Origin of the sequence: Rhizobium mulingense (assembly GCF_029194105.1) — a bacterium.
Taxonomy (GTDB): Bacteria; Pseudomonadota; Alphaproteobacteria; order Rhizobiales; family Rhizobiaceae; genus Rhizobium; species Rhizobium mulingense.
Genome location: NZ_JARFVE010000006.1, coordinates 73,715 through 98,044 on the forward strand (window position 1 = coordinate 73,715; position 24,330 = coordinate 98,044).

A 24,330-nucleotide genomic window follows, 5' to 3' on the forward strand; every position below is an offset into this window, starting at 1 on the left:
TATACTTTAAAGAAATGCAGCGAAAACCTTGGGATCGGGGGAGTTTTTTTGCTCGCAGCTGATGCGTCGTTGGCGATCGTAATTTTATCACGACTGCGGCAGGCAGTTCCCATGACCGCCATCTGAGATAACGAAATCCAACAACGGCTTTGGAGGGCCGACCATGAGCTTACGTATCAACGACATCGCTCCGGACTTTACTGCCGACACCACGCAGGGACCGGTCAGCTTCCATGACTGGATCGGCAACGGCTGGGCCGTTCTGTTCTCGCATCCGAAGAATTTCACGCCTGTCTGCACGACCGAGCTCGGCGTCATGGCAGGCCTCGCAGGCGAATTTGCCAAGCGCGGCGTCAAGATCATCGGCATCTCGGTCGATCCGGTCGAAAGCCATGCCAAGTGGAAGGGCGATATCAAGACCGCGACCGGCTTCGACGTCGATTATCCGCTGATCGGCGACAAGGACCTCAAGGTCGCCAAGCTCTACGACATGCTGCCGGCCGGCGCCGGCGAGAGCTCTGAAGGCCGTACGCCCGCCGACAATGCGACGGTGCGTTCGGTCTTCATCATCGGCCCGGATAAGAAGATCAAGCTGATCCTGACCTATCCGATGACGACCGGCCGCAATTTCAACGAGATCCTGCGCGCGATCGATTCCATCCAGCTGACGGCAAAGCACCAGGTGGCGACGCCGGCAAACTGGAATCAGGGCGAGGATGTCATCATCACCGCGGCAGTGTCCAACGAAGACGCGATCACGCGCTTCGGCTCCTTCGATACGGTTCTGCCCTATCTCAGGAAGACGAAGCAGCCGACAGCCTGATGGCTGTTTTTATTCAAGCTGTTTGCAAGCCGCCGCGGCCATATGGTCCGGCGGCTTTTTTCATGCCGGCATTGCGGAAAATGGGGAAGCTTCACGCCTCGATTGATGTTATCTAGGGTCAGCGTCGCGATGGAAGTCGAACCTGCCGAGATCCGATGATAGGGCGAAAACGTCAGTCCGACATGGGGAGGAGATTGGCGAAGGCCCTGCTTTCGCTCTGCTTCCTGTTTTCCACGGCGGAGACGCCAAAGGCCCAACCGGAAGGAAGCGACGCGCCACCGGCCTGCCTCTATTCCGGGCCTGCTGCCTCGGGATCAGGCGAGATGCTCTGCATCCGCCAGGACAGTTTCAATCGCGACCTCTGCGCTGCGATCGAGCATTTCGCCGAGGCCAATCAATTGCCGCCGGCTTATTTCGCCCGCCTCATCTGGCGCGAAAGCACCTTTCGTCCTGACGCGGTGAGTTTCAAAGGAGCACAGGGCATTGCGCAGTTCATGCCCGGAACGGCGAAACTGCGCGGTCTCGAAGACAGCTACCAGGTGCTGGAAGCCCTGCGGAAATCGGCGCAATATCTCGACGAATTGCGCAATCGTTTCGGCAATCTCGGCCTTGCCGCCGCCGCCTATAATGCCGGCGAAAACGGCCTTGCGGCTTATCTTACGTCAGGAAGATTACCTCACGAGACGCGCGGCTATGTGATGGCGATCACCGCCCATACGGTCGAGGAATGGAAGGATAATCCGCCGGAAAATGCGGCAGCCCCGCTCGACAAGGAGAAGCCCTTTCTCGATGGTTGCGTGGCGCTTGCCGAGAGGCGGACGTTGAAAGACACGCCCTGGCGTCAGGAAGGCAACTGGGCGCCGTGGGGCGTCCAACTGGCGGCAAACGCCGATGTCGCGGTTGCCCGGCGTCTGTTTCTGGAGGCCCTGCAAGATCTGCCCGCGCCGTTGGATGCGGAACAGCCGCTGATCCTGCGCCAGCGCGACCGCAGCTTCGGCTTTCGCCCGCGTTATGTCGCCCGCATCGCTCGGCAGACGCGTGTGGAAGCCAACCATGTCTGCAACCAGATCCGAAAGCACGGCGGCACCTGCCTTGTCTTCAAAAATCGATAGCAGGGGCGGCTTCCGCATTCTGAGACGAAAAGTCCGCTTGCGGCATCGCCGGATGGAGCAGCATAGTCTCGCGGGATCGCGGCTAAGGAGGAACGACAATGCGGGTGTTGGTCATCGGGGCGACGGGCCATGTCGGAACCCATCTCGTTCCCCGTCTGGTGGAGGCCGGTCACGACGTCGTCACCATTAGCCGCGGTGCGGCAAAGCCTTATACGGCAAGCCGCGCCTGGGCCTTCGTCGATCAGCGGCAGATCGACAGGGCGGCCATGGAGCGGACGGGTGCTTTCGGCCAGGCCGTACGCGCATTGAAAGCCGATATCGTCATCGACATGATCTGCTTCACGCTGGAAAGTGCCGAGCAGCTGGTGACGGCCCTGTCCGGGCATGTCGGCCATTTCCTGCACACCGGCACGATCTGGACGCACGGCTACCCCACGACGGTGCCGACACGCGAGGAAGTCCCGAAGTCCCCGTTCGGTGACTATGGTATCCAGAAGGCGGCGATCGAAACCTATCTGCTGCAGCAGGCAAGGCTGCAAGGCTTCCCGGCAACCATCATCCATCCCGGCCATATTGTCGGCACCGGATGGGCGCCGCTCAATCCGGCCGGCAATTTCAATCTGCAGGTCTTCTCGACCCTTGCCCGCGGAGACACCCTGGCCCTGCCCAATTTCGGGTTGGAGACCGTTCATCACGTCCACGCCGATGACGTGGCGGCGATGTTCATGGATGCAATTGCCCACTGGAACGCGTCGATCGGTGAGAGTTTCCATGCGGTTTCCGAGCAGGCGCTGACCCTTCGCGGTTATGCGGAAGCCATGTCGCGCTGGTTTGGGCGGGAGCCGAACCTCACCTTCGCGCCGTTCGACGCCTGGGCCGTAGGTCAGACGGCCGAGGATGCGGAGGCGACATGGGAGCATATCGCCCGCAGTCCGAATTGCTCGATCGCCAAAGCCGCACACCTGCTCGGCTACACGCCGCGATATACGTCGCTGCAGGCGGTGCAGGAATCGGTCGGCTGGCTGATCGGGCAGGGGCGGATCAAGACCTGATCCGGCCGGGTCTTATGCGATCAGGATAGCCCTGAAGTCATTGACGTTGGTTCCGGTCGGGCCGGTTTCGAAGAGATCGCCGACGGCCGCAAAGCCCGAATAGCTGTCATTGCCGTCGAGCAGTCGGCGCGCATCGAGACCGGCGGCGCGAAGGCGCTTGAACGTGCCGCCATCGGCAAAGGCGCCGGCATTGTCTTCCGAACCGTCGATGCCGTCCGTGTCGGCGGCAAGGACATGAATGCCCTGCTGTCCGTCGATCGCGAGCGCCATGGCGAGCGCGAATTCGCCGTTTCGTCCGCCCTTGCCGCCCTTCGCCCGCAGCGTCACCGTCGTCTCGCCGCCGGACAGGATGACGACCGGCTTCGAAAAAGGCCTGTTACGGCCGAGCACCTCGCGGGCGATTGCCGCATGCACCAGCGCCACATCGCGCGATTCACCTTCGATCGCATCCGAAAGGATCGCCGGTTCGATCCCTTGCGATTTGGCCAGGGCGGCAGCAGCCTCCAGCGATACGCCGGCCGAGGCAATGATGTGGTGCTCGTGCCGTGAAAACACCGGATCATCCGGCCGCGGCGCATCGGCCTTTGGCGAGTTCAGATGATCAAGGGCGGCCCGCGGCAGCTGCAATCCATATTGCTTGATAATCTCCAGCGCTTCGTGCCGCGTTGAATCATCAGGAACCGTCGGCCCGGACGCGACATGGGCTGGGTTGTCGCCCGGAATGTCGGAAACAATCAGGCTGACGACTCTCGCTTTCGTCGCTGCCGCCAGCCTTCCGCCCTTGATAGTGGAGAGATGTTTTCGCACGACGTTCATCGCCGAGATCGGCGCGCCCGAAGCAAGCAGCATTTCGTTGAGCGCAATTTCGTCTTCGAGCGTCAACCCTTCCGGCGGGGCGGGCAGCAGTGCCGAGCCGCCGCCGCAGATCAGCGCGATCATGAGATCGTCTTCCGTCAGCCGGTTCACCGTTTCCATCAACCGTCTCGCGGCAGCAAACCCAGCAGCGTCGGGCACCGGGTGGGCTGCCTCGATGATCTCGATGAAGCGCGTTTCGCAGCCATAGCCGTATCGGGTAACCACCAATCCCTCGATCGGTCCCTCCCATGCGCTTTCGAGCGCCTGCGCCATTTGCGCCGCACCCTTGCCGGCGCCAATCACCACAGTTCTTCCTTTCGGTTTCTCCGGCAGGTGCGATTTGATGCCGGTCAGCGGATCGGCCGCGCGAACCGCCGCGTCGAACAGGCTTTTCAGGAAATCGCGGGGGGCGGTTATCGTCATCGGTGGTCTCTGCTGCCTCAATCTGTCAATTATGATGGAGACTGTCGGCGCATCGGCGTGGCGGCGTCAAGGGCGAAGATGCGATGATCTGACGGCAGTGACGCAGAGTCTGCAATTGAAAGAGGCGAACGAATAGAAAGCATTAACCATCGTCCCGTAGACAGCATATAGGATCAAAGGAAACCTGTGTTCGATGGCCACTGAAACGACCTGCCGCCCCGCCGCCTCTCACGAAGGCAAGGTTATTGCCTTTCCCTCCGCAACCGGAACTGCCAATGTCGAGCGCTGCGCTCGGGAACTCGGCCGCCGGCATGGCGCGGAGGCGATCGAATTCTGGAAGGCCGAGTGCCGCAGGCTTGCCGATCAGCTTCTAGCCGCGGGAATGCCGGAGAGCGATGTCGGCCAGCGGGTGATGGAGTTTCAACAAGATGTCCAGATCGAACTGGTCCTCAGCCACCAGAAACAGGCCGTTGCCAAATCGCGGAAACGTTGATTCATCAGGTTGAATCCAACGCCTCTGACCTGCAATCTCATGCATCGAGCATGCGGTCCGGATCGACCTCGTCAGCATGAGGAACTTCCGCCCGGATCTGGAGTTGATGTTGTCGATTGACAGCATTGACGCTGCGGGAGCCTTCTCGAATGTCGAACAAATCTAACTTTTTCTCATCCTTCGCAACCGCCGTCGCCGAACTGTCGGGAAGGCCATTCACCTTTGTCGCAGCTCTGATGCTCGTACTCCTCTGGGCGATTTCCGGGCCTTACTTCGACTATTCCGAAACGTGGCAGCTTGTGATTAACACCACGACCACCATCATCACGTTCCTGATGGTGTTTGTGTTGCAGAACAGCCAGAATCGAGACGGAAAAGCTCTGCAGGCCAAGCTTGACGAACTCATTCTCACGAGCCAAGCCGCCAACAAATTTGTCGGCATCGAGAAGCTGGACGAGGGCGAGCTCAGAGAAATGAGCAAGGCGCTTGCAGAAAAGGCTGAAAGCGTTGAAGAGAAGGCGGACGAGAAATCTACGATAGAGGCGACAGCTGATTAAATGCGCGGCACTACGTCAGGCTCGCTTCTGTAAAACTTGGTCTTGATGCTTCTGCCGCATGCCTTCAATCGCGTCGACATCTTTCTTCTCCGCCGCGATCCAATGGTTTCCTGCCTCACTTGATCGGATCAGTTCGTCGACCTTGGTATGGAGCGCCTTCATGTCCCGATTTTGAGAATGCTGCACTAGTAGCAAGATGAAGAATGTGATGAGTGTCCCCGCCATGTTGGTCAGCAAAAACCACTGCCGGGGGAAGGAAAAGCTCAAACCCACCGCGATCCATATAGCTGTGAATGCGATCAGCGCGGCAAGAAGCACGCGATGCCCTGCCCATGCTACGGCGAGGTCGGAAATCAGTCGAAAGCTCCAGCGCATATGGCTCTCCACAGCCCGTACGAGGGAAGATGGAGCAGATCGGACTCGTTTCCATTACCAGGCATGTCGCGATTTTTGAAATTGCTTGTGCCGCTTCTAGCGTGACGCGTATTCTTACTCCTAGGCTCATTGCAGAGCCGAGGTATTCAAATAACGGGGCGCAGCAAAGCCAGCGCCCCCGCTTAATTAAAGGCGGGAAGTGACGACGAGATCTTCCTCTGCGTCGCGTTGCGACCCTCCCAGAGCTGCGGCCGCAGCGGCTATGAAAGCGCCCACCAGAAGCGACAAGGACCCAAGCAATGCCGTGGTCGAGGCGGCTTTTCGTGCCTCGTCGGCAGCCTTCTGGGTGGCCACCTTGGCGTCTTCGATACGTTTCAGCACCGTATCGACCCGGGTGCGTGCATCGGCTTCGGAAAGACCGGTCCGCGCAGAGACGATTGTCGCAAGATAGGCCTTGTCGTCATCTGGAATTTGCCCTTCGGCAGCGCCATTGAGGAGGATGCGGGAGACTTCCGATGTTGCCGCAGCATCGTTGGATGTCGCTGCCGCGCGCGCCTGATCGGGACGCAGCAAGGCGTCGGTAAAATAGGCGGTGGAAAGATCCAGCGGCGAGTTTGCCGACGACGCCGCTGCCGTACCGGCGGCCGCGGCGGTTGAGCCTACCGCTGACGCGGCCGATCCCACCGCCTGCGCACCGGCACCCGCCAGCGCTGTCAGCGACGATGCAAGGAACCCGGCGACAAAGATCGTCGCCAGAGCCCAGCTTATGAAACCATGCGCGGTGTCGCGGAAGAAAACCTCATCAGTGTGGACGGCCGCCCATTTTGTGCGCAGGCGGCCGGTAACATAGCCTCCGAGCGCCGAGGAGAGCCATTGCACCAAGACGAGCCAGATCGCCGCCGTAATGCCGAGTGTTCCGAGCGAACTGCTTTGTCCTGACCAGGGCGACACCATCGTCAGCCCAAGCCCGGATCCCAGAAGCAGAAGGATGAGGGTCACTCCGATCGCGGCGGCTGCGCCACCGAAGATGGGCCCCCATGTCATGGCTGAATTGGAGGATTCGACCGGAGCAGCAACCTCTCCGGACTCTGTCATTGAAACCGACATGATCCGTTCCTATCGCATAAACAGAGCCAAAAGGATGATGATAGGCAGTGGAACGCCGAGCAGCCAAAGTAGAATACCGCGACCCATGAGAGACCTCCTGTTAAAGGCGACGTTACGTGGTTGATGCCACACAACTTTTAAGCACGGCATTTGTTCCCGGCCGGTGGGAGCGGTCGGTTTGAAGTGGGCGATTTCCTGTCAATCGCGCGGCAGCATTTGAAGGAGCAGCAGATTGCCGGAGCGGTTGCCGCATCCTTGGCATTGAAGGCGTTTGGCCAGACTGGCGAGAGACAGGTTCTGGCCGCAGCGCCGGGCAATATCCCAGCGGTCGATAAACATCTGGCGGCGACATGCGCGGCAACGGGCATAAATGATGCACCACTCCGGTAACGTCGCCAATGTTGCCTTTTCGATTTCGACGGCATGGCGATCAGGGGGCGCGAGGCCGATGCCACGACGATGTCTCATGGCCCTTCAAAACGTGTTGTCCGTTCACATGCGATGGCGCGGCTCACGTCTTTATCTCGCAGGGCAAGCTGAAGTCGCAGATGATGGCAATCCAGCAGCAGCGTCGTAATGGCGGCACGGACGTCCCCTTGATGAAAAGCGACAACTGCGTCGACTTCTTCTCTCAATGTTTCTTCTGCCAATTTCTCGGCTGCCTGCGGACGCACGACCTCGATCTCCTTCAGAGCTTTCAATCCGATTTTCACCTGCCGCCTCGCCGATGTTCCTATTATGTTCTCATCGACCTCCGAGTCAAGAATGAAGGCGTTTCCGCGGACCTTTCGGTCAGCCACGGAGGCGGTGCGCGACGCAGGCACGTTCCTGTACGCTTCCGAACCGAAACAATCTCTAGAGGCTTTTGTTTGCTGCCTATCGGCAATGAAGCAGCGAGGAGGATATCCAATGCTTCTGAAAGTGATGGCAGTAACAGCAATCACGATTGGTCTGGCAACGTCGGCAATGGCGCAATCAGGTGGAGGCTCGGGATCGGGCAGCGGCAGCGGAGCTTCAGGTTCGGGCAGCGGCACCATGTCTGGTTCGGATACTGGCGGTTCCGGCAACACCAACTCCAACGGTGCCGGCGCAAATACGACTATCGGCGCCGGTGGGACCGGTGCGACCGGCTCCGGCGGCGATCCGAACGATTGTCAGCGCCAACAGGCCGGCGGCACCGGTAACCCGGCTCCCACCTCCGGCAATAACTCGACACAGCCTGATGCGGCAAATGCTTGCCGGTGAAAGCTCGCCTCGCTTATCAACTTGCCCCGGAAGTCAGTACCGCTTCCGGGGCAGATGCGTCGGGTGCTCTAGCTGGCGATATCCTGCTGTCTTGCATAGTTTTATAAAGGTCGGCAAGAATTTTTGCGGCTGGAGCTGACGTCCGTCGAGGCGAGCGCCTATATCTAATCGCAGAGTGACTTCAGGGGATGAGCTCGGGAAACGCTTCCACTTTTCTCGAGGGAGGCGCTCTCGCTTACCGAGCGAAGCGGCGATGGGAGAAGTAATTTATGAACAAATTTCGGGCATCTTTGACAGCCGCAACAGTTATTCTGACGGTCCTTGCTTCAGCCTGTTCGACGCCGCCAAATTCCTATGGCTCGGCATCAGGGTATCAGCCGGGCGATTCCATGAACCGCGCCTGCGACGACGGCTTCCGACCCGGCGACGGGCGTTCGTGCAGCTATTAGAGACGGCCGCTTCAATCCGATGCCGAGCAACTCAACGCCATGTCGAACGCTCCGGCGGCATGACCGACCGACGGCAAACTTTATCACTCGATGCCCCTATGAAAAAATGTCGGTTCCTCGATGGTCAGCGGCTTGCCGAAGCGGAACCCTTATCGCTCCTCTCCGTTCCTCTATCCTAACGAACAGGAGGAATACGCATGGATTGGAACCGCGTCGAAGGTAATTGGAAGCAGATGAAAGGCAAGGTCAAGGAGCAGTGGGGCAAGCTGACGGACGACGATCTTGACGTCATCAACGGTAAGCGCGATCAGCTCGAAGGCAAGATCCAGGAGCGCTACGGCTACGAGAAAGACCGTACCCGCAAGGACATCGATGATTGGTACAATCGCCAGACCTGGTAAGTCGCATCAGGGAACGGATTGGAACTCGGCACGCCCAATTTGATGGGCGTGTCATTTTCACATCTTTATCCAACAGATACCAGCGGCAAGGCAGCAGCGCACTGCGCGCAGCGTAGATAGGGGGCCGCTGACTAACCGTGCGCTTGCTCTCTCGCCTGCGCGCAGCATGAAACACCAATGGCTCGGCTCTAGCACCACCCGCGACCACACCAGCGGCGCGTCGGGCAGTCGTTCATCGAAGGTTAATGCTTATTAACCCAGAATCGCATCTTGAAAGGATGCGCCGATGAAGATGCTTTTTTCCTCGCTTGCAGCCATTGTCATGTCTGCATCTTTCGCCCTGCCGCTAAACGCCACGCCGATTGTCGTGCCGAAAGCGGTAGCTATGCACACCGCCGACGTCGAGCAGGTCCATTACCGTCGCCACGGTCATGGTCATGCGTATGGCCACTGGAAAAAACACCGATACGCTTACCGCCACTGCCGGTATTACGGCTCGTGCTATCGTGCGCGGTATTACGGCAGTCGCGACTATTACGGCTATCGCGACCACTACCCCTATCGCCGTCGGTCAGGTGTGACCGTGTATTTCGATTTTTAGTCGGCAGTGCCACGGAAGCCAACCTTGGCGCTCTACAAGCGCGCCGCCGGACTCACCTGCCGGGCGGGGGTTCTTTTGCATTTCGGCCGTCTTGGAAAGCGGGAAGTAAGTGCCTGCTTTCGGATCAAACAAAAACAGCACTTATTCTAGAAATGGCTCCCCGGGCCGGATTCGAACCGGCGACCTGTCGATTAACAGTCGAATGCTCTACCGCTGAGCTACCAGGGATCACTGCTTGGCGCGGTGTGAGTGGGCTAATACAAATGCTTGCCCGATTTGCCAAGCGGTTTTTTCAAAAAAATGAAATGAACTTGTAATTGGACGGTCTGCGCCCATCTCTGGGAAATGACAAATAGCAATGATCGCCAAGAGACAAGGGGCAACGAGAAGCGCAGACGGCGGGCAGGGCGCTTCGGTATCGACCACATAAACCACAGGCTTGTGCTCGGCTCCTTCAGCATCGACATGCCGCGCTCACGCATCGGGCGGATGGCAATCGGTGCGGCCCTCGTCTTGTGCGGCTTGCTGGGCTTTCTTCCGATCCTCGGTTTTTGGATGCTGCCGCTCGGCCTCCTGGTGCTCTCGCATGATCTTTCCATAGCGCGCCGGCTTCGGCGCCGGCTGGCCGTCTGGTGGCACCGGCGGCGAGGACCGGCCGGGTAACGGCGGCGCCGCAGAGCTCCGCGGAACTGTGGATCGCTTTTCGCACTCGTAATTTATGGAGCTCCAAACGCGCCGCAAACCCCGGGGTGAGGTAATGAAGGTGTTCTTGATTGTCGTCCTGTCAGCGGCGGCGATTCTTTCTGCAAGCTCCGCCGGAGCCCAGGCCGTCGACAGCCGTGGATTTGATGCCAGCGGTATCTGCCGTCGTCCGGAAGGCTGCGTTATCGACCAAGGCCAGGGCGGCGGCTATAGCGGGCCTCGCAACTATCGCAATTTTAACGGCCGCAATGAGCGCGATGGCGAGAACGACCGCGGCCGGGACGATCGCCGCTACCGCTCCCGGAGCAGGAGTTCGCTTGCAACGGTCAGCATCGTTGCCTGATTGCGCCCTGACGGCTGTCGGGATCGAGAGGCATGGATCCCGGCGCATGCGGTTCTAATTCGATCTCAGTTGGCTTTCCTCGAAAATCCCGCCATGGCCCGGATCGAGGTCGGTTGCCATCAACAGGCTGCAGGCGGCCAGAAGCAGAACGAGCTTCAGTCCGTAGGAGACCATTGAGATCGGCCCTCGACGCGCCGGCGAGACGCGTGATGGCGCGATATAGTACTGGTAGTAGAAATGTGGATCGTTCGTTTCCAGCAGGTTCTGGTAGACATGCGGGGGAATGTCGGCATGTCGTACCGCCGCGGATCCGGAGAACTTCACGCGGAGATCGCCGGTTTCGGCATTATACGCCGCACGTCCCTGATTTGACTTGAGGGCAGCCCATTCCATACAGCAGCTCCTATACCCTCCCGGGGCGGAAGATGGCGGGCAAGCGTTCGAAGTCAAGTTAAGAGTTGGTTCAAATGCTGTGGTTGGTTCGAAACAGGGCGTGATCGCCGAGAGGAAGTTTCAGCGCCGGCCGAGCGGCGGCTGCATTCGGGCGATCGTCTCGAAATTATCGAGGTTTCACAATTATTTATCAGCGGTGGGGAGAAATTGGAGGCCTCGCCCGGAATTGAACCGGGGTACAAGGATTTGCAGTCCTCTGCGTCACCACTCCGCCACGAGGCCTCACGTGCTCATTATCTGAGCCGTGGCGAGCGTTTAGAATGATCGTAAGGAAATCGCAAGAGGGCATTTTGCAAAAACGCCATTCCGCGGCAGCCGAGAAGACCATTTTTCCATCAGGGACAGGCCTCGCTCCAGCTTATTGCAAGCGGCGTGCGTAGCACACCTCCGCCCGCATGAGATTGCGGCTGGCAGAGCCATGCCTGAGCGCGCGCTCCTCAGGTCGTTTCACCGTCCAGCAGGCCGCAGCAGAAGATGCCGATGAGCGCTGCGAGGATGAAGAAATCGAACAGCGTGAGATATTCGAAAATCGCAGACATGGGCTCCTCCCATTTCCTCCGCTGCAAATCATACCATGAAGGGGCAAGGGATTCCACGTTTGGGCTGCAGCGTCTTGTCCCTCCCGTGGCGCGAAAGAGGCGTCGCCGGATTCTTTTCGCCGACTGCTGCCAAGCCTTGAAAGCATCCGTGTCGGAGATTAAGAGACATGGGACAGGAACCGCTTTTCAAGAGCGAGAGGACATGATGGATTTCGAAGCAGCGCGCGCAAAGATGGTCGACAACCAAGTTCGCACGACGGACGTTACGTCGCATTCCGTGCTGACGGCGTTTCTCACGGTGCCGCGTGAGGCTTTCGTGCCGGAGAAGGCAAAGCTCCTGGCGTATGTCGACAACGACGTCGAGATCTCCGCTGCCGCACCGGGCAAGCCCGCCCGCTTCCTCATGGAGGCTTCGCCACTCGCCAAGCTGCTGCAACTGGCGGCCATCAGCAAGGATGATTTCGTACTCGAAGTCGGTTGCGGCACCGGTTACACATCGGCGCTGCTGTCGATCATCGCCGGCTCCGTCATCGCGCTCGAATGCGATGAGGCGCTGGCCGCCGAGGCGAAGGCAAAGCTTGCCGGCTACGGCAAGGTCGAAGTTGTGACCGGCCCGCTCGAAAAGGGCTATGCTGCCGGCGCTCCTTATGACCTGATCTTCATCAATGGCGCGGTCGAGGAAGTTCCGGTCGCTCTTCTCGGTCAATTGCGCGATGGCGGCCGTCTGGTCACGGTCGAAGGCCATGGCAATGCAGCCCGCGCCAAGGTCTTCGTCGCCGAGCGCGGCGCCATTTCGGAGAATGTCTTCTTCAACGCTTCGGTCAAGCCGCTGCCGGGTTTTGCCAAGGCGCGCGAATTCGTTTTTTGACGCTGTTCTCCTCGGTGAATTTCAGAAACTGGCGCCGATGGACCCGTTTTATTGCGCTCCGCGTGTCTTTTCAGGCGCGCAAATGACGCTGTGACGGCTTGTATCGACGCATCGCCCTCAACCGATTCCGATTTCAGGGGCGATTCGTTCGCGCTGCCGGAAACCCTTCACAAATATCATTTATCCTGGCGCCTTGGCCGCGAATTGCGGACGGCAATCATTGGGTAACAAAACTGTGCATGGCCGCATTCATTTGATTCGCGATGATTTTTTTCACGTCTGGGGTATTCTAAGGTCGTGGTGATTCGGATGAACGCTCCACACCATCCGGTCGTTGTTTTGGGATAACGGGGATAGATATGGCTCAGCCAAGTGTAGCGCGTGAACCATCCATGGAAGAAATTCTGGCGTCCATCCGCCAGATCATCGAAAGCAATGAACCCGGCGCCGGCAAGGCGATATCCGCATCCCTGCCGCCGGTTTACGGCGCCGATGGGGACGTAAACGGCTCCGAGATCCATCTGACGGTCGATGACGCCTATGCCGGCGTGGAGTTTCCCGAACCGGCCATGCGCTCTTCCGATCCGCGTTTTGTCGCCGCCAATTCGGCGGGCACTGCCCCCGAGACAGAAGCGCCGGCCCGCGCGCTGTCGCTGGCCGATGTCGCCGCCCGCGTGCGCGCCGCCTCCGAGCGCAGCGCCGTGCAGGCTGGCCAGGCCCTGCGCGAAATTCCGAGCGGCTTCCGCCAACCCGAACCGCAGCCCACCGTGATGCCGGAACCGCCGCGCGCCGCAGCCCCGCAGCCGCCGGCACAGTCTATCTTCCCGGCTGCCGCTGCACCCGTTCCCCCTGTTGCCCCACAGCAGCCAACCGAGCCGGCGTTTGTCGAAACGGCACGGGTCGCCGTCGCCGAGCCGGCCGGCGCCGTCGAAACAGCGCCGCCGGCTTTGGAACCCGCTGGTTCGTCGACCGAGCGTTTCCTGCCGAGCGTCGTCGAGGAGGTTCAGCCGACGCTGCTTTCGGAAGGTGCCGGCCTGCAGATCAGCCGCTCCTTCGAGGAGCTTGCCGCGGCGATCGACGGTGCGGAGCGCCGCTCTCTGGATGAAATCGCCGAGGACATGCTGCGCCCGATGCTGCGCGAATGGCTCGATGATAATCTGCCGACGCTGGTCGAGCGGTTGGTGCGCGAGGAAATCGAGCGCGTGGCGCGCGGCCCGCGCCGCTGATCGGATTGCATTTTCTTGGAAAGGTCGCTCCGGTCTCCGGGGCGGCTTTTTTATTGACTTGGCCGTGGCCATCCTATTTACAAACGCCCATCCTCGAACCTCGAAATTGGTCAGAAAATGCTCGACAAGACCTATGATTCCGCTGCCGTCGAACCGAAAATCGCCGCCAAATGGGATGAAGCGGACGCTTTCCGCGCTGGCGCGAACGCCAAGCCCGGGGCCGAGACCTTCACCATCGTGATCCCGCCGCCGAACGTCACCGGTTCGCTGCACATGGGTCACGCGCTGAACAACACGCTGCAGGACATACTGGTGCGGTTCGAGCGCATGCGCGGCAAGGACGTGCTCTGGCAGCCGGGCATGGATCACGCCGGCATCGCAACCCAGATGGTCGTCGAGCGCAAGCTGATGGAACAGCAGCTGCCGGGCCGCCGCGAAATGGGCCGCGAAGCCTTCATCGACAAGATCTGGGAGTGGAAAGCGGAATCGGGCGGCCTGATCTTCAACCAGCTGAAGCGCCTGGGCGCGTCCTGCGACTGGTCCCGCGAGCGCTTCACCATGGACGAAGGACTGTCCCAGGCCGTTCTCGAGGTTTTCGTCACGCTCTACAAGGAAGGCCTGATCTACAAGGATAAGCGGCTCGTCAATTGGGACCCCAAGCTCCTGACGGCGATCTCCGACATGGAGGTCGAGCAGCACGAGGTGAAGGGCCATCTCTGGCATCTGCGTTATCCGCTTGAGCCGGGCGTCACCTATCAATATCCGATTGCTTTCGACGAGGAAGGCAAGCCGACTCAATTCGAGACGCGTGACTATATCGTCGTCGCGACGACGCGGCCGGAGACGATGCTCGGCGATACCGGCGTTGCCGTGAACCCCGAAGACGAACGTTACAAACAGATCGTCGGCAAACATGTCATCCTGCCGATCGTCGGCCGCAAGATTCCGATCGTCACCGATTCCTATGCGGATCCGACGGCCGGCACGGGCGCGGTGAAGGTCACACCGGCCCATGATTTCAATGACTTCGACGTCGGCAAGCGCGCCAGGCTGCGCGCCATCAACATCATGAACGTCGACGGCACCATTGCAATCAAGGACAATGAGGATTTCCTCGAGGGCCTCGACAATCCGGCCGCACTGCACGGCGCCTGGGATCGCCTGGAAGGGCAGGACCGTTTCTATGCGCGCAAGGTCATCGTCGAAATCTTCGAAGAGGCCGGCCTCCTCGAGAAGATCGAACCGCATAAGCATATGGTCCCGCATGGTGACCGCGGCGGCGTGCCGATCGAGCCGCGGCTGACGGAACAATGGTTTGTCGACAACAAGACATTGGGGCAGCCCGCCCTGGATGCTGTTCGCGAGGGAAGAACCCGGTTTATTCCGAGGAACTGGGAAAACACCTATTTCAACTGGCTGGAAAACATCGAGCCCTGGTGCATTTCCCGCCAGCTCTGGTGGGGGCATCAGATTCCCGCATGGTATGGTCCCGACGGTCAGGTCTTCGTCGAAAAGACCGAGGAAGAGGCGCTGCAGGCGGCGATCCAGCATTATCTCTCGCACGAAGGGCCGATGAAGGCGTATGTCGAGGACCTGCTCGAAAACTTCAAGCCCGGCGAAATCCTGACGCGTGACGAGGACGTGCTCGACACCTGGTTCTCTTCTGCGCTCTGGCCTTTCTCGACACTCGGCTGGCCCGAGGAGACGCCGGAACTTGCACGCTATTATCCGACGAATGTTCTGGTCACCGGATTCGATATTATCCCGTTCTGGGTGGTTCGCATGATGCAGATGGGTCTGCATTTCATGAAGGACGAAAACGGCGATCCCGTCGAGCCCTTCCATACCGTCTACATTCACGCGCTTGTGCGAGACAAGAACGGGCAGAAGATGTCGAAGTCGAAAGGCAACGTCATCGACCCCCTGGAACTGATCGACGAATACGGCGCCGACGCACTGCGCTTCACCCTGGCGATCATGGCCGCACAGGGCCGCGATGTGAAGCTCGATCCGGCCCGCATCGCCGGCTACCGCAATTTCGGCACCAAGCTCTGGAACGCCACGCGATTTGCCGAGATGAACGGAGCAAAGAGCGATCCGCATTTCGTGCCGGAGGCGGCCGAACTCACCATCAATCGCTGGATCCTAACGGAACTTGCCCGCACGGAACGTGACGTTACGGAAGCGCTTGAAGCCTTCCGTTTCAACGATGCCGCAGGCGCCCTTTACCGCTTCGTCTGGAACCAGGTCTGCGACTGGTATCTCGAGCTTCTGAAGCCGGTCTTCAACGGCGAGGACGAGGGCGCCAAGGCCGAAGCCCAAGCCTGCAGTGCTTTTATTCTCGAAGAGATCTACAAGCTGCTGCATCCCTTCATGCCCTTCATGACCGAAGAGCTCTGGGCGCATACGGCAGGTGAAGGCAAAGAGCGCGACACGCTGGTCTGCCATGCCGAATGGCCGTCGCCGTCCTATGCCGACGACGCGGCTGCCGACGAGATCAACTGGCTGATCGACCTCGTCTCCGGCATTCGTTCCGTGCGCGCCGAAATGAACGTGCCGCCGTCGGCCACCGCGCCGCTCGTCGTCGTCAAGGCCAACAACCTGACGCGCGAAAGGCTGTTCCGCCACGACGCCGCCATCAAACGGCTCGCGCGTGTCGAGGCGATCTCGCTCGCTGACGATGCGCCGAAGGGAGCAGCCCAGATCGTCGTCGCCGAGGCCACCGTCTGCCTGCCACTCGGCAGTCTGATCGACCTGTCCGCCGAAAAGGCGCGTCTCGAAAAGGCGATGGCTAAGATGGAAGGCGAGATGTCGCGCGTTGACGGCAAGCTCTCCAACGAGAAGTTCGTCGCCAATGCCAATCCCGAACTGGTCGAGGCTGAGCGCGAGCGTTTAGAGGAACTGAAGGGTCAGATGGCGAGCCTGAAGATCGCCCTTTCCAGGGTGAGCGAAGCCGGATAAGCTTCGTCGCCCATTTTGGTAGTTATTTCAAAGACGCGCCTGGCCTCGGGCGCGTCTTTTGTCGTTCGGGCGGTCGTGATTCGGTCCTGAAAGCGGTTGATTTCAGGCGCTCAGCCTGTGGATTGTGGCCCTGCTGGCATCCAAAGGGCGAAAACTGGTACTGTTGTCGGATTGATACAGCTTCCGCAATGTTTGGAATGAAAACCCAAAAGCTCCGCGAATAACCAATAACGCTGGAATAAAATTTTATTAACCAGATTTTTTGACGTGTCCGTCAATTTCTTTACGTAAGTTGGCTCTTGCAATGGCCGGGAGCGCTGCCGTTGGGCGCGTTGCCATGTCAGGCGAACACTTACTAGAGTGGCGTCACATCAATTGCTGGAGTGGGGGAGACGCAATGGCATCGCGTAGGTTTTCCAAGGGCGTAACGTCGCTCGTTCTTCTTTCGTCGCTCGCATCGCCGTCCTTCGCCGGCGGTCTGGAGCGCGGCGGCTATAATATCGATCAGCTGTTCGATACGTCGCCTTTTTCGTTCCAATCGGGCGTTACCTACGTCACCCCGCAGCGCAAGCTGAAGGACGTCCGCGACACGAATACGTCGATATTTACGGGTGGTGGCAATCTGAACAGCCGCCCGAACAGTGCCGACGAGACCTCGAATTACACTATCCCCTATATTGGCTTTAAGGCTGGTTTCGGCGACGCAATCGACTGCCTTGTCGATTATTCCGAACCCTTTGGTGGCCATTCCGATCCGGGTTTGAACTGGGCTGGCGCCAACGACAACATCGAAACGGAAATCAAGACCCGCAATTATGGCGGCACTTGTTCCTATCGTTTTGACGTCGGTCCCGGGCAGCTTCGCTTTATCGGCGGCGCCTTCTATCAGGAAGTCGAAGGCTTCAAGGAACGGTTGGTTTCAACGCTTCCGCTTCTGCTCGGCACCGGCACCGGCGTCGGTCGCCTTGACCTCGAAGACAGCGGCTGGGGCTGGCGCGCTGGTCTTGCTTACGAGATCCCGGAATATGCTATGCGTGCAAGCTTGGTTTATAACAGCCGCGTCAAGTACGACGACCTGACCGGAACTGTTGATCTGCGTCAGGTTCCGGTTGTGCCGGTATATGGAGGCCTAATCACGCCCGTGTCCGGTTCCGCAGAGGCTCCGGACTCTCTGGAGTTGAAGGTTCAGACTGGTATAGCTCCGGATTGGCTTACATTCGGATCGGTTAAATGGACGAATTGGAGCGTCCTGCAGTCGGTAGCATTCTGCCCGACCAACGGCCTGTCGTGCCCCGCGGGTGGTCTGACCTCGCTTGACCTTCTTTATCGTGACGGCTGGACGATCTCCGGTGGTGTCGGCCACAAGTTCACCGATCAATGGGCCGGTGCGGTAAGCCTGACCTGGGACCGCGGCACCAGTCAGGGCTACGGTTCGCAGACAGACAGCTGGACGCTGGGTGTCGGTGCAGCCTACACGCCGTCCGAACATATCGAATGGCGCATCGCTGGCGCCGTGGGTCTGGTGACGAGCGGTTCGTCCGGCGTTGTGACCCAGGACGGCGTCACCTATGGAGAAAAGGTCTCCTATTCCTTTGGCAACGATCTGGTCACTGCACTGTCTACGAGCTTAAAGGTTAAGTTCTAATACTCCGATTTGAAGAATTGAAAGCCCGGCACTGCCGGGCTCTTCTATTTTTACGTCCGTTAATCATACTATTCCCATGCCGATTTGTGACGATTCAGCAACACTTTTTTACGACGGTTGGCATATGGTGGCTGCGCGGCGAATTTGTCTATTTCCCGCCACAAAGAGAGCGCAGCGCTATTGGCAGGCAAGAAGACGGCAGACGTAGGGTGCGTGTAAAGAGTAGCATGGGTCAATTTTTTTCCGGCAACAGCAGGTCATGCGGCGCGATTGGCGACAGTCGTTCGATTGCGGACGTTTCGCTTTTTGGACAAGGCTGTTCCGGCCGCAGATCCAGCCTTGCAACGAGGTTGTCGATCCGTTCAATACCGGTTTTTTCGACCCGTGCGCCTGAGCAGCGCGGCTTTGGCGGAGAAGCCGATACCGGTTTCGTCACATTTGCTGTTTACCAAAGCGATAAGGGCAGGAAGGCGGATGCCGCGCCTGCCAAAGGAATGCCAGGCAGATTGCAGTCGGGCCATGCCGGGAGCCGGGTGGTTCTAGATGACATGCTGAAAATTCCGCCTTTCGGAAAAGGCCAACGGGCTGGATGCGACGCGGGCAAAGGGGCCATGGAGCCCACCGCGGGATCGCTCGCCTCGAATGAATACATCCATCGTCTGTCCGGCGCCGGCGCCGGCTGCGTGCGATGAACGAAAGAAATCGGTTGAAATGGTAACGTCCGAGTTCAAATTGTTCAAGTTCATGCTGATGGGCTTAGGGATCGCGCTGGCAATGTCCGGCCCGGCTCGCGCTTTCGACATCAAGAGCGACGTCAGCAAGGAATCCGGTCCGTTCGACCTCTTCAAGTTCGGCTTCAAGGCCTACAAAAACGGACAGAAGGAGGAGGCGGTCGAAGCTTACAAATACGCCGCCGAAAAAGGTCATACCGGTTCGCGCTGGGCGCTCGCCAATATGTATGCCGACGGCGACGGCGTGACCCAGGATGATTTCGAAGCCTTCAAGATCTACAGTGAGATTGCCCAGCAGGGTGTCGAACCCGGCTCGGAAGACACCGGCTTCTTCGTCAACGCGCTTCTCTCGCTCGCCAATTACTACAAGCACGGCATATCGGGCAGCCCGGTCAAGATCGATCTCACCCAGGCCCGCCAGCTTTATTTCCAGGTAGCCTCCACCTTTGGCGTTCCCGAGGCGCAGTTCCAGCTGGCGCAGATGATGCTGGCCGGCGAGGGCGGCAATGCCAGCCCGCAGCAGGCGAAGAAGTGGTTGAACCAGGCGCGCAAGAGTGGCCATCCCGGCGCCATGGCGGTTTTCGGAAATATTCTCTTCGACGAAGGCCAGACGGCCCGCGGTCTCGCGCTGATGACCGCCGCTCTCGACCGCTGCAAGCCCAAAGACTGCAGCTGGATGGAAGCGCTGCAGGAGCAGGCTTTCTCGGTTGCGAACGAGGCCGACCGACGCACGGCGGTATCGCTCTCGCACGCCATTGCGAGCGGCTCCGACGACTGAAGCCTGCCTGCAGCGCCCTGTCGCGTGTTGCGATGACGCGGTGCTACGGACTGCGGATGTCAGGCCGCAAAATCGAAATACGCGACGACAGGCACGTGGTCGGACGGCTTTTCCCAGGCCCGCACATGTTTTTCGATCGCCGCCGACGTCATCCGGTCGGCAGCCTCCGGTGACAGCAGCAGGTGGTCGATGCGGATGCCGTTGTTCTTCGGCCACGCCCCCGCCTGATAATCCCAGAAGGAATAGAGCCGCGTCGCATCCGTCGTCGCGCGCACCGCATCGGTCAGCCCGAGATTTTCGAGCCTGCGGAATGCCTCCCGCGTCTGCGGCAGAAATAGCGCATCGTTTTCCCAGACCTTGGGGTCGAAGCAGTCGTGCGGCTCGGGGATGACGTTGTAGTCGCCGGCGAGCACCAGAATCTCCTCATAGGCGAGGCGCTCGGCCGCAAACATCCGCAGCCGCTCCATCCAGGCGAGCTTGTAGGGATATTTTTCCGTTTCAACAGGATTGCCGTTCGGCAGATAGATGCAGCAGACGCGCAGAATGCGCGTGTCCGGCAGCGTGAACACCGCCTCGAGGAAACGGGACTGTTCGTCCAGCGCATCACCGGGCAGGCCGCGGTTGACTTCGGAAGGCGAAGTCTTGGAGAGGATCGCCACGCCGTTGAAGCCCTTCTGCCCGTGCGTCTCGACGTGATAGCCGAGCGCCTCGATCTCCAGCCTGGGAAAGCCTTCGTCGATCGTCTTGATCTCCTGCAGGCAGACGATATCGGGATCGGAATCCTTGAGCCATTGCGTCAGATTGTCGATGCGCGCCTTGACGCCGTTGATGTTCCAAGTCGCGATCTTCATCTCTTCGTCCTGTTCCGCTGCGTGCGCTTCTTTTATCGTGGTCTTTCACAAATGGACAAGACGATAAACCGGCCGAAGACACTTCTTCGGCCGGTTCATTGGGACAGTGCGATTCGTCTGGATATTCAGATCGAGAAGCTGGTGCCGCAGCCGCAGCTTGCCACCGCATTCGGGTTCTTGATCTGGAAGGATTGACCAAGCAGATTATCGACGAAGTCGATTTCCGAGCCAGCCATGTAGACGAGCGACAGGCTGTCGATCAGCACTTTCGCGTCGTTCTTTTCGACGACGACGTCGTCGTCGCCCGCGCTGTCGGCAAGGTCGAACTTATAGGAAAAGCCCGAACAGCCACCGCCTTCGACCGAAACGCGCAGCGCGCTCTTGCCGGCCTCCGCGCCGATGATCGCAGCGATACGCTTTGCCGCGGCATCTGAAAGGGTTACACTCGTATCCGTCATGTTTCCTCCTGCCGGGGTCAAGATCCGGAGAGAATGGGTTTTGGCACTGAAATGTTCAAATGCCTGATATCAAAAGAACTTACCATGATCTTCGCAAAAAGGCCATGATGTGCGAAACGGTCGGCAGGCGCCTCTATGGCGTTTGTCGGGCTATAAGTATGAACAGGGCAGAGCGGCGTCAATGGGCAGATGCGGCAACAGGCAGAATGACGGTGAAGAATGACGGTTGACAGGCGGGCTTTGGGTTTCGGCGGCAGCGAAAGGGCGGTCTATGCAGCAGACCCCTGGACGACGCGCGGGCGTCTCTATCCGGAAGACGGCAGCCCGACGCGCTCGGACTTCCAGCGCGACCGCGACCGCATCGTCCACACGACAGCCTTCCGCCGCCTGAAGCACAAGACCCAGGTCTTCATCGCCCAGGATGGCGATCACTACCGCACCCGGCTGACGCATACGATCGAGGTGGCGCAGATCGCCCGCGCGCTCGCACGCGCCCTGAAACTCGACGAGGATCTGGCCGAAGGCGTAGCGCTCGTGCACGATTTCGGCCACACGCCGTTCGGCCATACCGGCGAGGATGCACTGCACGAGGTGCTGCTGCCCTATGGCGGCTTCGACCACAATGCCCAATCGCTGCGCATCGTGACCAAACTCGAGCGGCGTTATGCCGAATTCGACGGCATCAACCTGACATGGGAAAGTCTCGAAGGCCTCGTCAAGCACAATGGTCCGCTGCTGACGCCCGAGGGTGTCGGCACACGCGGCCCGGTTCCGCAGCCGATCCTCGATTATTGCGAACTGCACGATCTCGAGCTTGCGACCTACGCCAGCCTTGAGGCCCAGGTCGCCGCGATCGCCGATGACATCGCCTACAACACCCACGATATCGACGATGGTCTGCGCTCCGGATACCTGACCTTCGACGTGCTGGAGGAAATCCCGTTTCTGGCCGGGTTGATGGCCGAGGTGAGGGCGCGGTATCCGCATCTGGAACCGAGCCGCTTCACCCACGAGATCATGCGCAGGCAGATCACCCGCATGGTCGAGGACGTGATCGGCGTCGCCCAGCAGCGTCTTTCAATTCTTCGCCCTGAGAGCGCAGGTGACATTCGCGCTGCCGACCGGGTCATCGCCACCTTCTCCGACGCGATGGCCGAAACCGACAGGCAGATCAAGGCGATGCTCTTCAAACGCATCTACCGCAATCCCGATATCATGCGTATCCGCGCTGGCGCTGCCCAGATCGTCACCGATCTTTTCGGCGCATACATGGCGAGCCCCAAGGAGATGCAAAGCCATTACTGGGTCGATCATATCGCTGGCCTCGCCGATGCGCCGAAGGCTCGCCATGTCGGCGACTATTTGGCCGGCATGACCGACACCTATGCAATCAGTGCCCACAGGCGATTGTTTGACCACACTCCGGATTTGCGATAGGCAGCGGTCGCCCGCCGAAGGCCGATTTGCGCCCTTGGCACAGCTATGCATGGAAGAGTGCGATGAACCTTTTTACCGACTTCGAAGCCAGGATCAAAACCGCCCTTGAACAGCTCGATCTGGTCAGGGAAAAGCGATCCGACCTCGATTTCGGCCGCATCACCGTCGAGCCGCCGCGCGATGCGAGCCATGGCGACGTTGCGACCAACGCTGCGATGGTGCTGGCAAAGCCGCTCGGGTCCAACCCTCGCGCGCTTGCCGACGTCATCATCGCCAAGCTCAAAGAGGATACCGACGTCGCCGATGTCTCGGTCGCCGGTCCCGGCTTCATCAACATTCGTCTCGCCGTCGGCTACTGGCAGCGGCTGCTCGCCTCGATAATCGCCTCCGGCACCGACTACGGCCGCTCGACCCTCGGTGCAGGCCGCAAGGTCAATGTCGAATATGTCTCGGCCAATCCGACCGGGCCGATGCATGTCGGTCATTGCCGTGGCGCCGTCGTCGGCGACGCGCTCGCCAACCTGCTCGCCTTTGCCGGTTACGGCGTCGAGAAGGAATATTATATCAACGACGCCGGCTCGCAGATCGACGTGCTCGCCCGCTCGGTTTTCCTGCGTTATCGCGAAGCGCTCGGTGAGCGGATCGGCGAAATCCCCTCGGGTCTCTATCCCGGCGATTATCTCGTCCCCGTTGGCGAGTCGCTTGCCGCCGATTACGGCGTGCGACTGCACAACATGCCGGAAGAGCAATGGATGCCGATCGTCAAGGATCGCACCATCAGCGCGATGATGGTGATGATCCGCGAAGATCTGGCTGCGCTGAACGTCCATCACGATATCTTCTTCTCCGAACGCACCTTGCACGCCAATGGCGCGGCCGCGATCCGCACGGCTATTAACGACCTGACCTTCAAGGGCTACGTCTACAAGGGCACTCTGCCGCCTCCGAAGGGCCAGCTTCCCGAGGATTGGGAAGATCGCGAACAGACGCTGTTCCGCTCGACCGAGGTGGGCGACGACATGGACCGTCCGCTGATCAAGTCGGACGGCTCGTACACCTATTTCGCCGCCGACGTCGCCTACTTCAAGAACAAGTTCGACCGCGGTTTCGACGAGATGATCTATGTGCTCGGCGCCGACCATGGCGGCTATGTCAAGCGCCTGGAGGCGGTGGCGCGTGGCGTTTCGGACGGGCAGGCGAAGCTGACGGTATTGCTCTGCCAGCTCGTCAAGCTCTATCGCAACGGCGAACCGGTGAAGATGTCGAAACGCTCCGGCGATTTTGTAACGCTTCGGGACGTCGTCGAGGAAGTCGGCCGTGATTCGGTCCGCTTCATGATGCTTTACCGCAAGAATTCTGAGCCGCTGGACTTCGATTTCGCCAAAGTGACGGAGCAATCGAAGGACAATCCTGTTTTTTACGTGCAGTATGCGCATGCCCGCTGCATGTCGGTCTTCCGGCAGGCGAGGGAGGCTTTCCCCGGCCTCGATGTTTCGCCTGACGATCTTGCGAAAGCCGTTGCTGGCGTTGGCGATCCGACCGAATTGCAGCTCGTCGCCAAGCTTGCCGAATTCCCACGTATCGTCGAAGCGGCGGCCCAGTCGCAGGAGCCGCATCGCATCGCTTTTTACCTCTACGACCTTGCCAGTTCATTCCACGCGCACTGGAACAAAGGTAAAGATCAGACGGAATTACGATTTGTTAATGATAAAAACCGAGAATCAAGTATTGCCAGACTTGGGCTGGTGTACGCCGTCGCGTCGGTTTTGAAGTCGGGACTTGCCATTACAGGCACTGCCGCACCTGACGAAATGCGATAACGTCACCATTTCCCCACAATGCGCT

Annotated in this window: 27 protein-coding genes and 2 tRNA genes; 19 read left to right on the forward strand and 10 right to left on the reverse strand. The window is 59.5% G+C overall.

Going from position 1 to position 24,330, the window contains the following annotated elements; all coding sequences use genetic code 11:
* Positions 1-163 precede the first annotated feature (163 nt).
* The 3 genes from PYR71_RS15290 (at position 164) to PYR71_RS15300 (ending at position 2,987) form a co-directional block, all read left to right on the forward strand.
* Entirely contained in the window at positions 164-823 is a 660-nt protein-coding gene (locus PYR71_RS15290; RefSeq protein WP_097579062.1) for a peroxiredoxin, read from the forward strand.
* Positions 824-978: 155 nt separating this feature from the next.
* Positions 979-1,935, forward strand: a complete 957-nt coding sequence (locus tag PYR71_RS15295) for a lytic transglycosylase domain-containing protein (protein ID WP_275619950.1) — start codon at positions 979-981, stop codon at positions 1,933-1,935.
* A 98-nt stretch (positions 1,936-2,033) separates the two neighbouring features.
* The gene (locus tag PYR71_RS15300) at positions 2,034-2,987 is read left to right on the forward strand and encodes an NAD-dependent epimerase/dehydratase family protein (protein ID WP_275619951.1); all 954 of its coding nucleotides are present in this window, start codon (positions 2,034-2,036) and stop codon (positions 2,985-2,987) included.
* 12 nt (positions 2,988-2,999) lie between these two features.
* Here the strand turns inward: PYR71_RS15300 and PYR71_RS15305 are convergent, their stop codons facing one another.
* The gene (locus tag PYR71_RS15305) at positions 3,000-4,265 is read right to left on the reverse strand and encodes a glycerate kinase type-2 family protein (protein ID WP_275619952.1); all 1,266 of its coding nucleotides are present in this window, start codon (positions 4,263-4,265) and stop codon (positions 3,000-3,002) included.
* 193 nt (positions 4,266-4,458) lie between these two features.
* On the opposite strand from PYR71_RS15305, the gene PYR71_RS15310 reads away from it, so the two are divergent.
* Both PYR71_RS15310 and PYR71_RS15315 read left to right on the forward strand, forming a co-directional pair.
* A complete protein-coding gene (locus PYR71_RS15310; protein WP_183916140.1) occupies positions 4,459-4,758 on the forward strand; it encodes a DUF6074 family protein in 300 nt (99 codons plus the stop codon).
* 149 nt (positions 4,759-4,907) lie between these two features.
* On the forward strand, positions 4,908-5,315 hold the full coding sequence (locus tag PYR71_RS15315; protein WP_183916138.1) for a low affinity iron permease family protein: 408 nt from the start codon (positions 4,908-4,910) through the stop codon (positions 5,313-5,315).
* A 15-nt stretch (positions 5,316-5,330) separates the two neighbouring features.
* Here the strand turns inward: PYR71_RS15315 and PYR71_RS15320 are convergent, their stop codons facing one another.
* The 4 genes from PYR71_RS15320 to PYR71_RS15335 form a co-directional block, all read right to left on the reverse strand.
* Positions 5,331-5,690, reverse strand: coding sequence for a low affinity iron permease family protein (locus PYR71_RS15320; RefSeq protein ID WP_275619953.1), 360 nt, complete (start codon positions 5,688-5,690; stop codon positions 5,331-5,333).
* A 186-nt stretch (positions 5,691-5,876) separates the two neighbouring features.
* Positions 5,877-6,797, reverse strand: a complete 921-nt coding sequence (locus PYR71_RS15325; protein ID WP_275619954.1) for a hypothetical protein — start codon at positions 6,795-6,797, stop codon at positions 5,877-5,879.
* Positions 6,798-6,995: 198 nt separating this feature from the next.
* A complete protein-coding gene (locus PYR71_RS15330) occupies positions 6,996-7,265 on the reverse strand; it encodes a hypothetical protein (protein WP_275619955.1) in 270 nt (89 codons plus the stop codon).
* The gene (locus PYR71_RS15335; RefSeq protein ID WP_275619956.1) at positions 7,262-7,834 is read right to left on the reverse strand and encodes a hypothetical protein; all 573 of its coding nucleotides are present in this window, start codon (positions 7,832-7,834) and stop codon (positions 7,262-7,264) included. Before PYR71_RS15335 ends, PYR71_RS15330 begins: the two co-directional genes overlap by 4 nt.
* Between PYR71_RS15335 and PYR71_RS15340 the strand changes: the two genes are divergently transcribed.
* From PYR71_RS15340 to PYR71_RS15355, 4 genes are all read left to right on the forward strand, one after another.
* Positions 7,833-8,042: a hypothetical protein gene (locus tag PYR71_RS15340; protein WP_246720377.1), complete on the forward strand. Its 210-nt coding sequence runs from the start codon at positions 7,833-7,835 to the stop codon at positions 8,040-8,042. The genes PYR71_RS15335 and PYR71_RS15340 overlap by 2 nt on opposite strands.
* 269 nt (positions 8,043-8,311) lie before the next feature.
* Positions 8,312-8,491 (forward strand): hypothetical protein, encoded by a 180-nt coding sequence (locus PYR71_RS15345; protein ID WP_275619957.1) that lies wholly within the window; start codon positions 8,312-8,314, stop codon positions 8,489-8,491.
* Positions 8,492-8,688: 197 nt separating this feature from the next.
* Positions 8,689-8,892 (forward strand): CsbD family protein, encoded by a 204-nt coding sequence (locus PYR71_RS15350; RefSeq protein WP_011425094.1) that lies wholly within the window; start codon positions 8,689-8,691, stop codon positions 8,890-8,892.
* A 286-nt stretch (positions 8,893-9,178) separates the two neighbouring features.
* Positions 9,179-9,493, forward strand: a complete 315-nt coding sequence (locus tag PYR71_RS15355) for a hypothetical protein (RefSeq protein ID WP_275619958.1) — start codon at positions 9,179-9,181, stop codon at positions 9,491-9,493.
* A gap of 153 nt (positions 9,494-9,646) precedes the next feature.
* Here the strand turns inward: PYR71_RS15355 and PYR71_RS15360 are convergent.
* A tRNA-Asn gene (locus PYR71_RS15360) sits at positions 9,647-9,721 on the reverse strand.
* Between the two features lie 117 nt (positions 9,722-9,838).
* Between PYR71_RS15360 and PYR71_RS15365 the strand changes: the two genes are divergently transcribed.
* Positions 9,839-10,156, forward strand: coding sequence for a hypothetical protein (locus PYR71_RS15365; protein ID WP_183915983.1), 318 nt, complete (start codon positions 9,839-9,841; stop codon positions 10,154-10,156).
* 94 nt (positions 10,157-10,250) lie between these two features.
* Positions 10,251-10,538 (forward strand): hypothetical protein, encoded by a 288-nt coding sequence (locus PYR71_RS15370; RefSeq protein ID WP_183915981.1) that lies wholly within the window; start codon positions 10,251-10,253, stop codon positions 10,536-10,538.
* A gap of 54 nt (positions 10,539-10,592) precedes the next feature.
* Here the strand turns inward: PYR71_RS15370 and PYR71_RS15375 are convergent, their stop codons facing one another.
* Together PYR71_RS15375 and PYR71_RS15380 are read right to left on the reverse strand one after the other, a co-directional pair.
* Positions 10,593-10,931, reverse strand: a complete 339-nt coding sequence (locus tag PYR71_RS15375; protein WP_275619959.1) for a KTSC domain-containing protein — start codon at positions 10,929-10,931, stop codon at positions 10,593-10,595.
* Between the two features lie 208 nt (positions 10,932-11,139).
* A tRNA-Cys gene (locus PYR71_RS15380) sits at positions 11,140-11,213 on the reverse strand.
* A 519-nt stretch (positions 11,214-11,732) separates the two neighbouring features.
* On the opposite strand from PYR71_RS15380, the gene PYR71_RS15385 reads away from it, so the two are divergent.
* The 6 genes from PYR71_RS15385 to exoR all read left to right on the forward strand — a co-directional run bounded on the left by PYR71_RS15385 (position 11,733) and on the right by exoR (position 19,739).
* Positions 11,733-12,398 carry a protein-L-isoaspartate O-methyltransferase family protein gene (locus PYR71_RS15385; protein WP_183915978.1) on the forward strand — a complete coding sequence of 222 codons (666 nt, stop codon included), beginning with the start codon at positions 11,733-11,735 and terminating at the stop codon, positions 12,396-12,398.
* Positions 12,399-12,757: 359 nt separating this feature from the next.
* Positions 12,758-13,624 carry a PopZ family protein gene (locus PYR71_RS15390; protein ID WP_275619960.1) on the forward strand — a complete coding sequence of 289 codons (867 nt, stop codon included), beginning with the start codon at positions 12,758-12,760 and terminating at the stop codon, positions 13,622-13,624.
* A 117-nt stretch (positions 13,625-13,741) separates the two neighbouring features.
* The gene (locus PYR71_RS15395; RefSeq protein ID WP_275619961.1) at positions 13,742-16,585 is read left to right on the forward strand and encodes a valine--tRNA ligase; all 2,844 of its coding nucleotides are present in this window, start codon (positions 13,742-13,744) and stop codon (positions 16,583-16,585) included.
* A 397-nt stretch (positions 16,586-16,982) separates the two neighbouring features.
* Positions 16,983-18,230 carry an OmpP1/FadL family transporter gene (locus PYR71_RS15400; RefSeq protein ID WP_275620212.1) on the forward strand — a complete coding sequence of 416 codons (1,248 nt, stop codon included), beginning with the start codon at positions 16,983-16,985 and terminating at the stop codon, positions 18,228-18,230.
* Between the two features lie 227 nt (positions 18,231-18,457).
* Positions 18,458-18,922, forward strand: a complete 465-nt coding sequence (locus tag PYR71_RS15405) for a hypothetical protein (protein ID WP_275619962.1) — start codon at positions 18,458-18,460, stop codon at positions 18,920-18,922.
* 19 nt (positions 18,923-18,941) lie between these two features.
* Positions 18,942-19,739 carry an exopolysaccharide production regulator ExoR gene (exoR, locus tag PYR71_RS15410; protein ID WP_275619963.1) on the forward strand — a complete coding sequence of 266 codons (798 nt, stop codon included), beginning with the start codon at positions 18,942-18,944 and terminating at the stop codon, positions 19,737-19,739.
* A gap of 59 nt (positions 19,740-19,798) precedes the next feature.
* On the opposite strand, the gene xth is transcribed toward exoR, so the two are convergent.
* Together xth and erpA are read right to left on the reverse strand one after the other, a co-directional pair.
* On the reverse strand, positions 19,799-20,590 hold the full coding sequence (xth, locus tag PYR71_RS15415) for an exodeoxyribonuclease III (RefSeq protein ID WP_275619964.1): 792 nt from the start codon (positions 20,588-20,590) through the stop codon (positions 19,799-19,801).
* Positions 20,591-20,715: 125 nt separating this feature from the next.
* Positions 20,716-21,048 (reverse strand): iron-sulfur cluster insertion protein ErpA, encoded by a 333-nt coding sequence (gene erpA / locus PYR71_RS15420; protein WP_183915966.1) that lies wholly within the window; start codon positions 21,046-21,048, stop codon positions 20,716-20,718.
* Positions 21,049-21,267: 219 nt separating this feature from the next.
* Between erpA and PYR71_RS15425 the strand changes: the two genes are divergently transcribed.
* Together PYR71_RS15425 and argS are read left to right on the forward strand one after the other, a co-directional pair.
* Positions 21,268-22,485, forward strand: a complete 1,218-nt coding sequence (locus PYR71_RS15425) for a deoxyguanosinetriphosphate triphosphohydrolase (protein WP_183915964.1) — start codon at positions 21,268-21,270, stop codon at positions 22,483-22,485.
* Positions 22,486-22,547: 62 nt separating this feature from the next.
* The gene (gene argS / locus PYR71_RS15430; RefSeq protein WP_275619965.1) at positions 22,548-24,305 is read left to right on the forward strand and encodes an arginine--tRNA ligase; all 1,758 of its coding nucleotides are present in this window, start codon (positions 22,548-22,550) and stop codon (positions 24,303-24,305) included.
* The last annotated feature ends 25 nt before the right edge of the window (positions 24,306-24,330 follow it).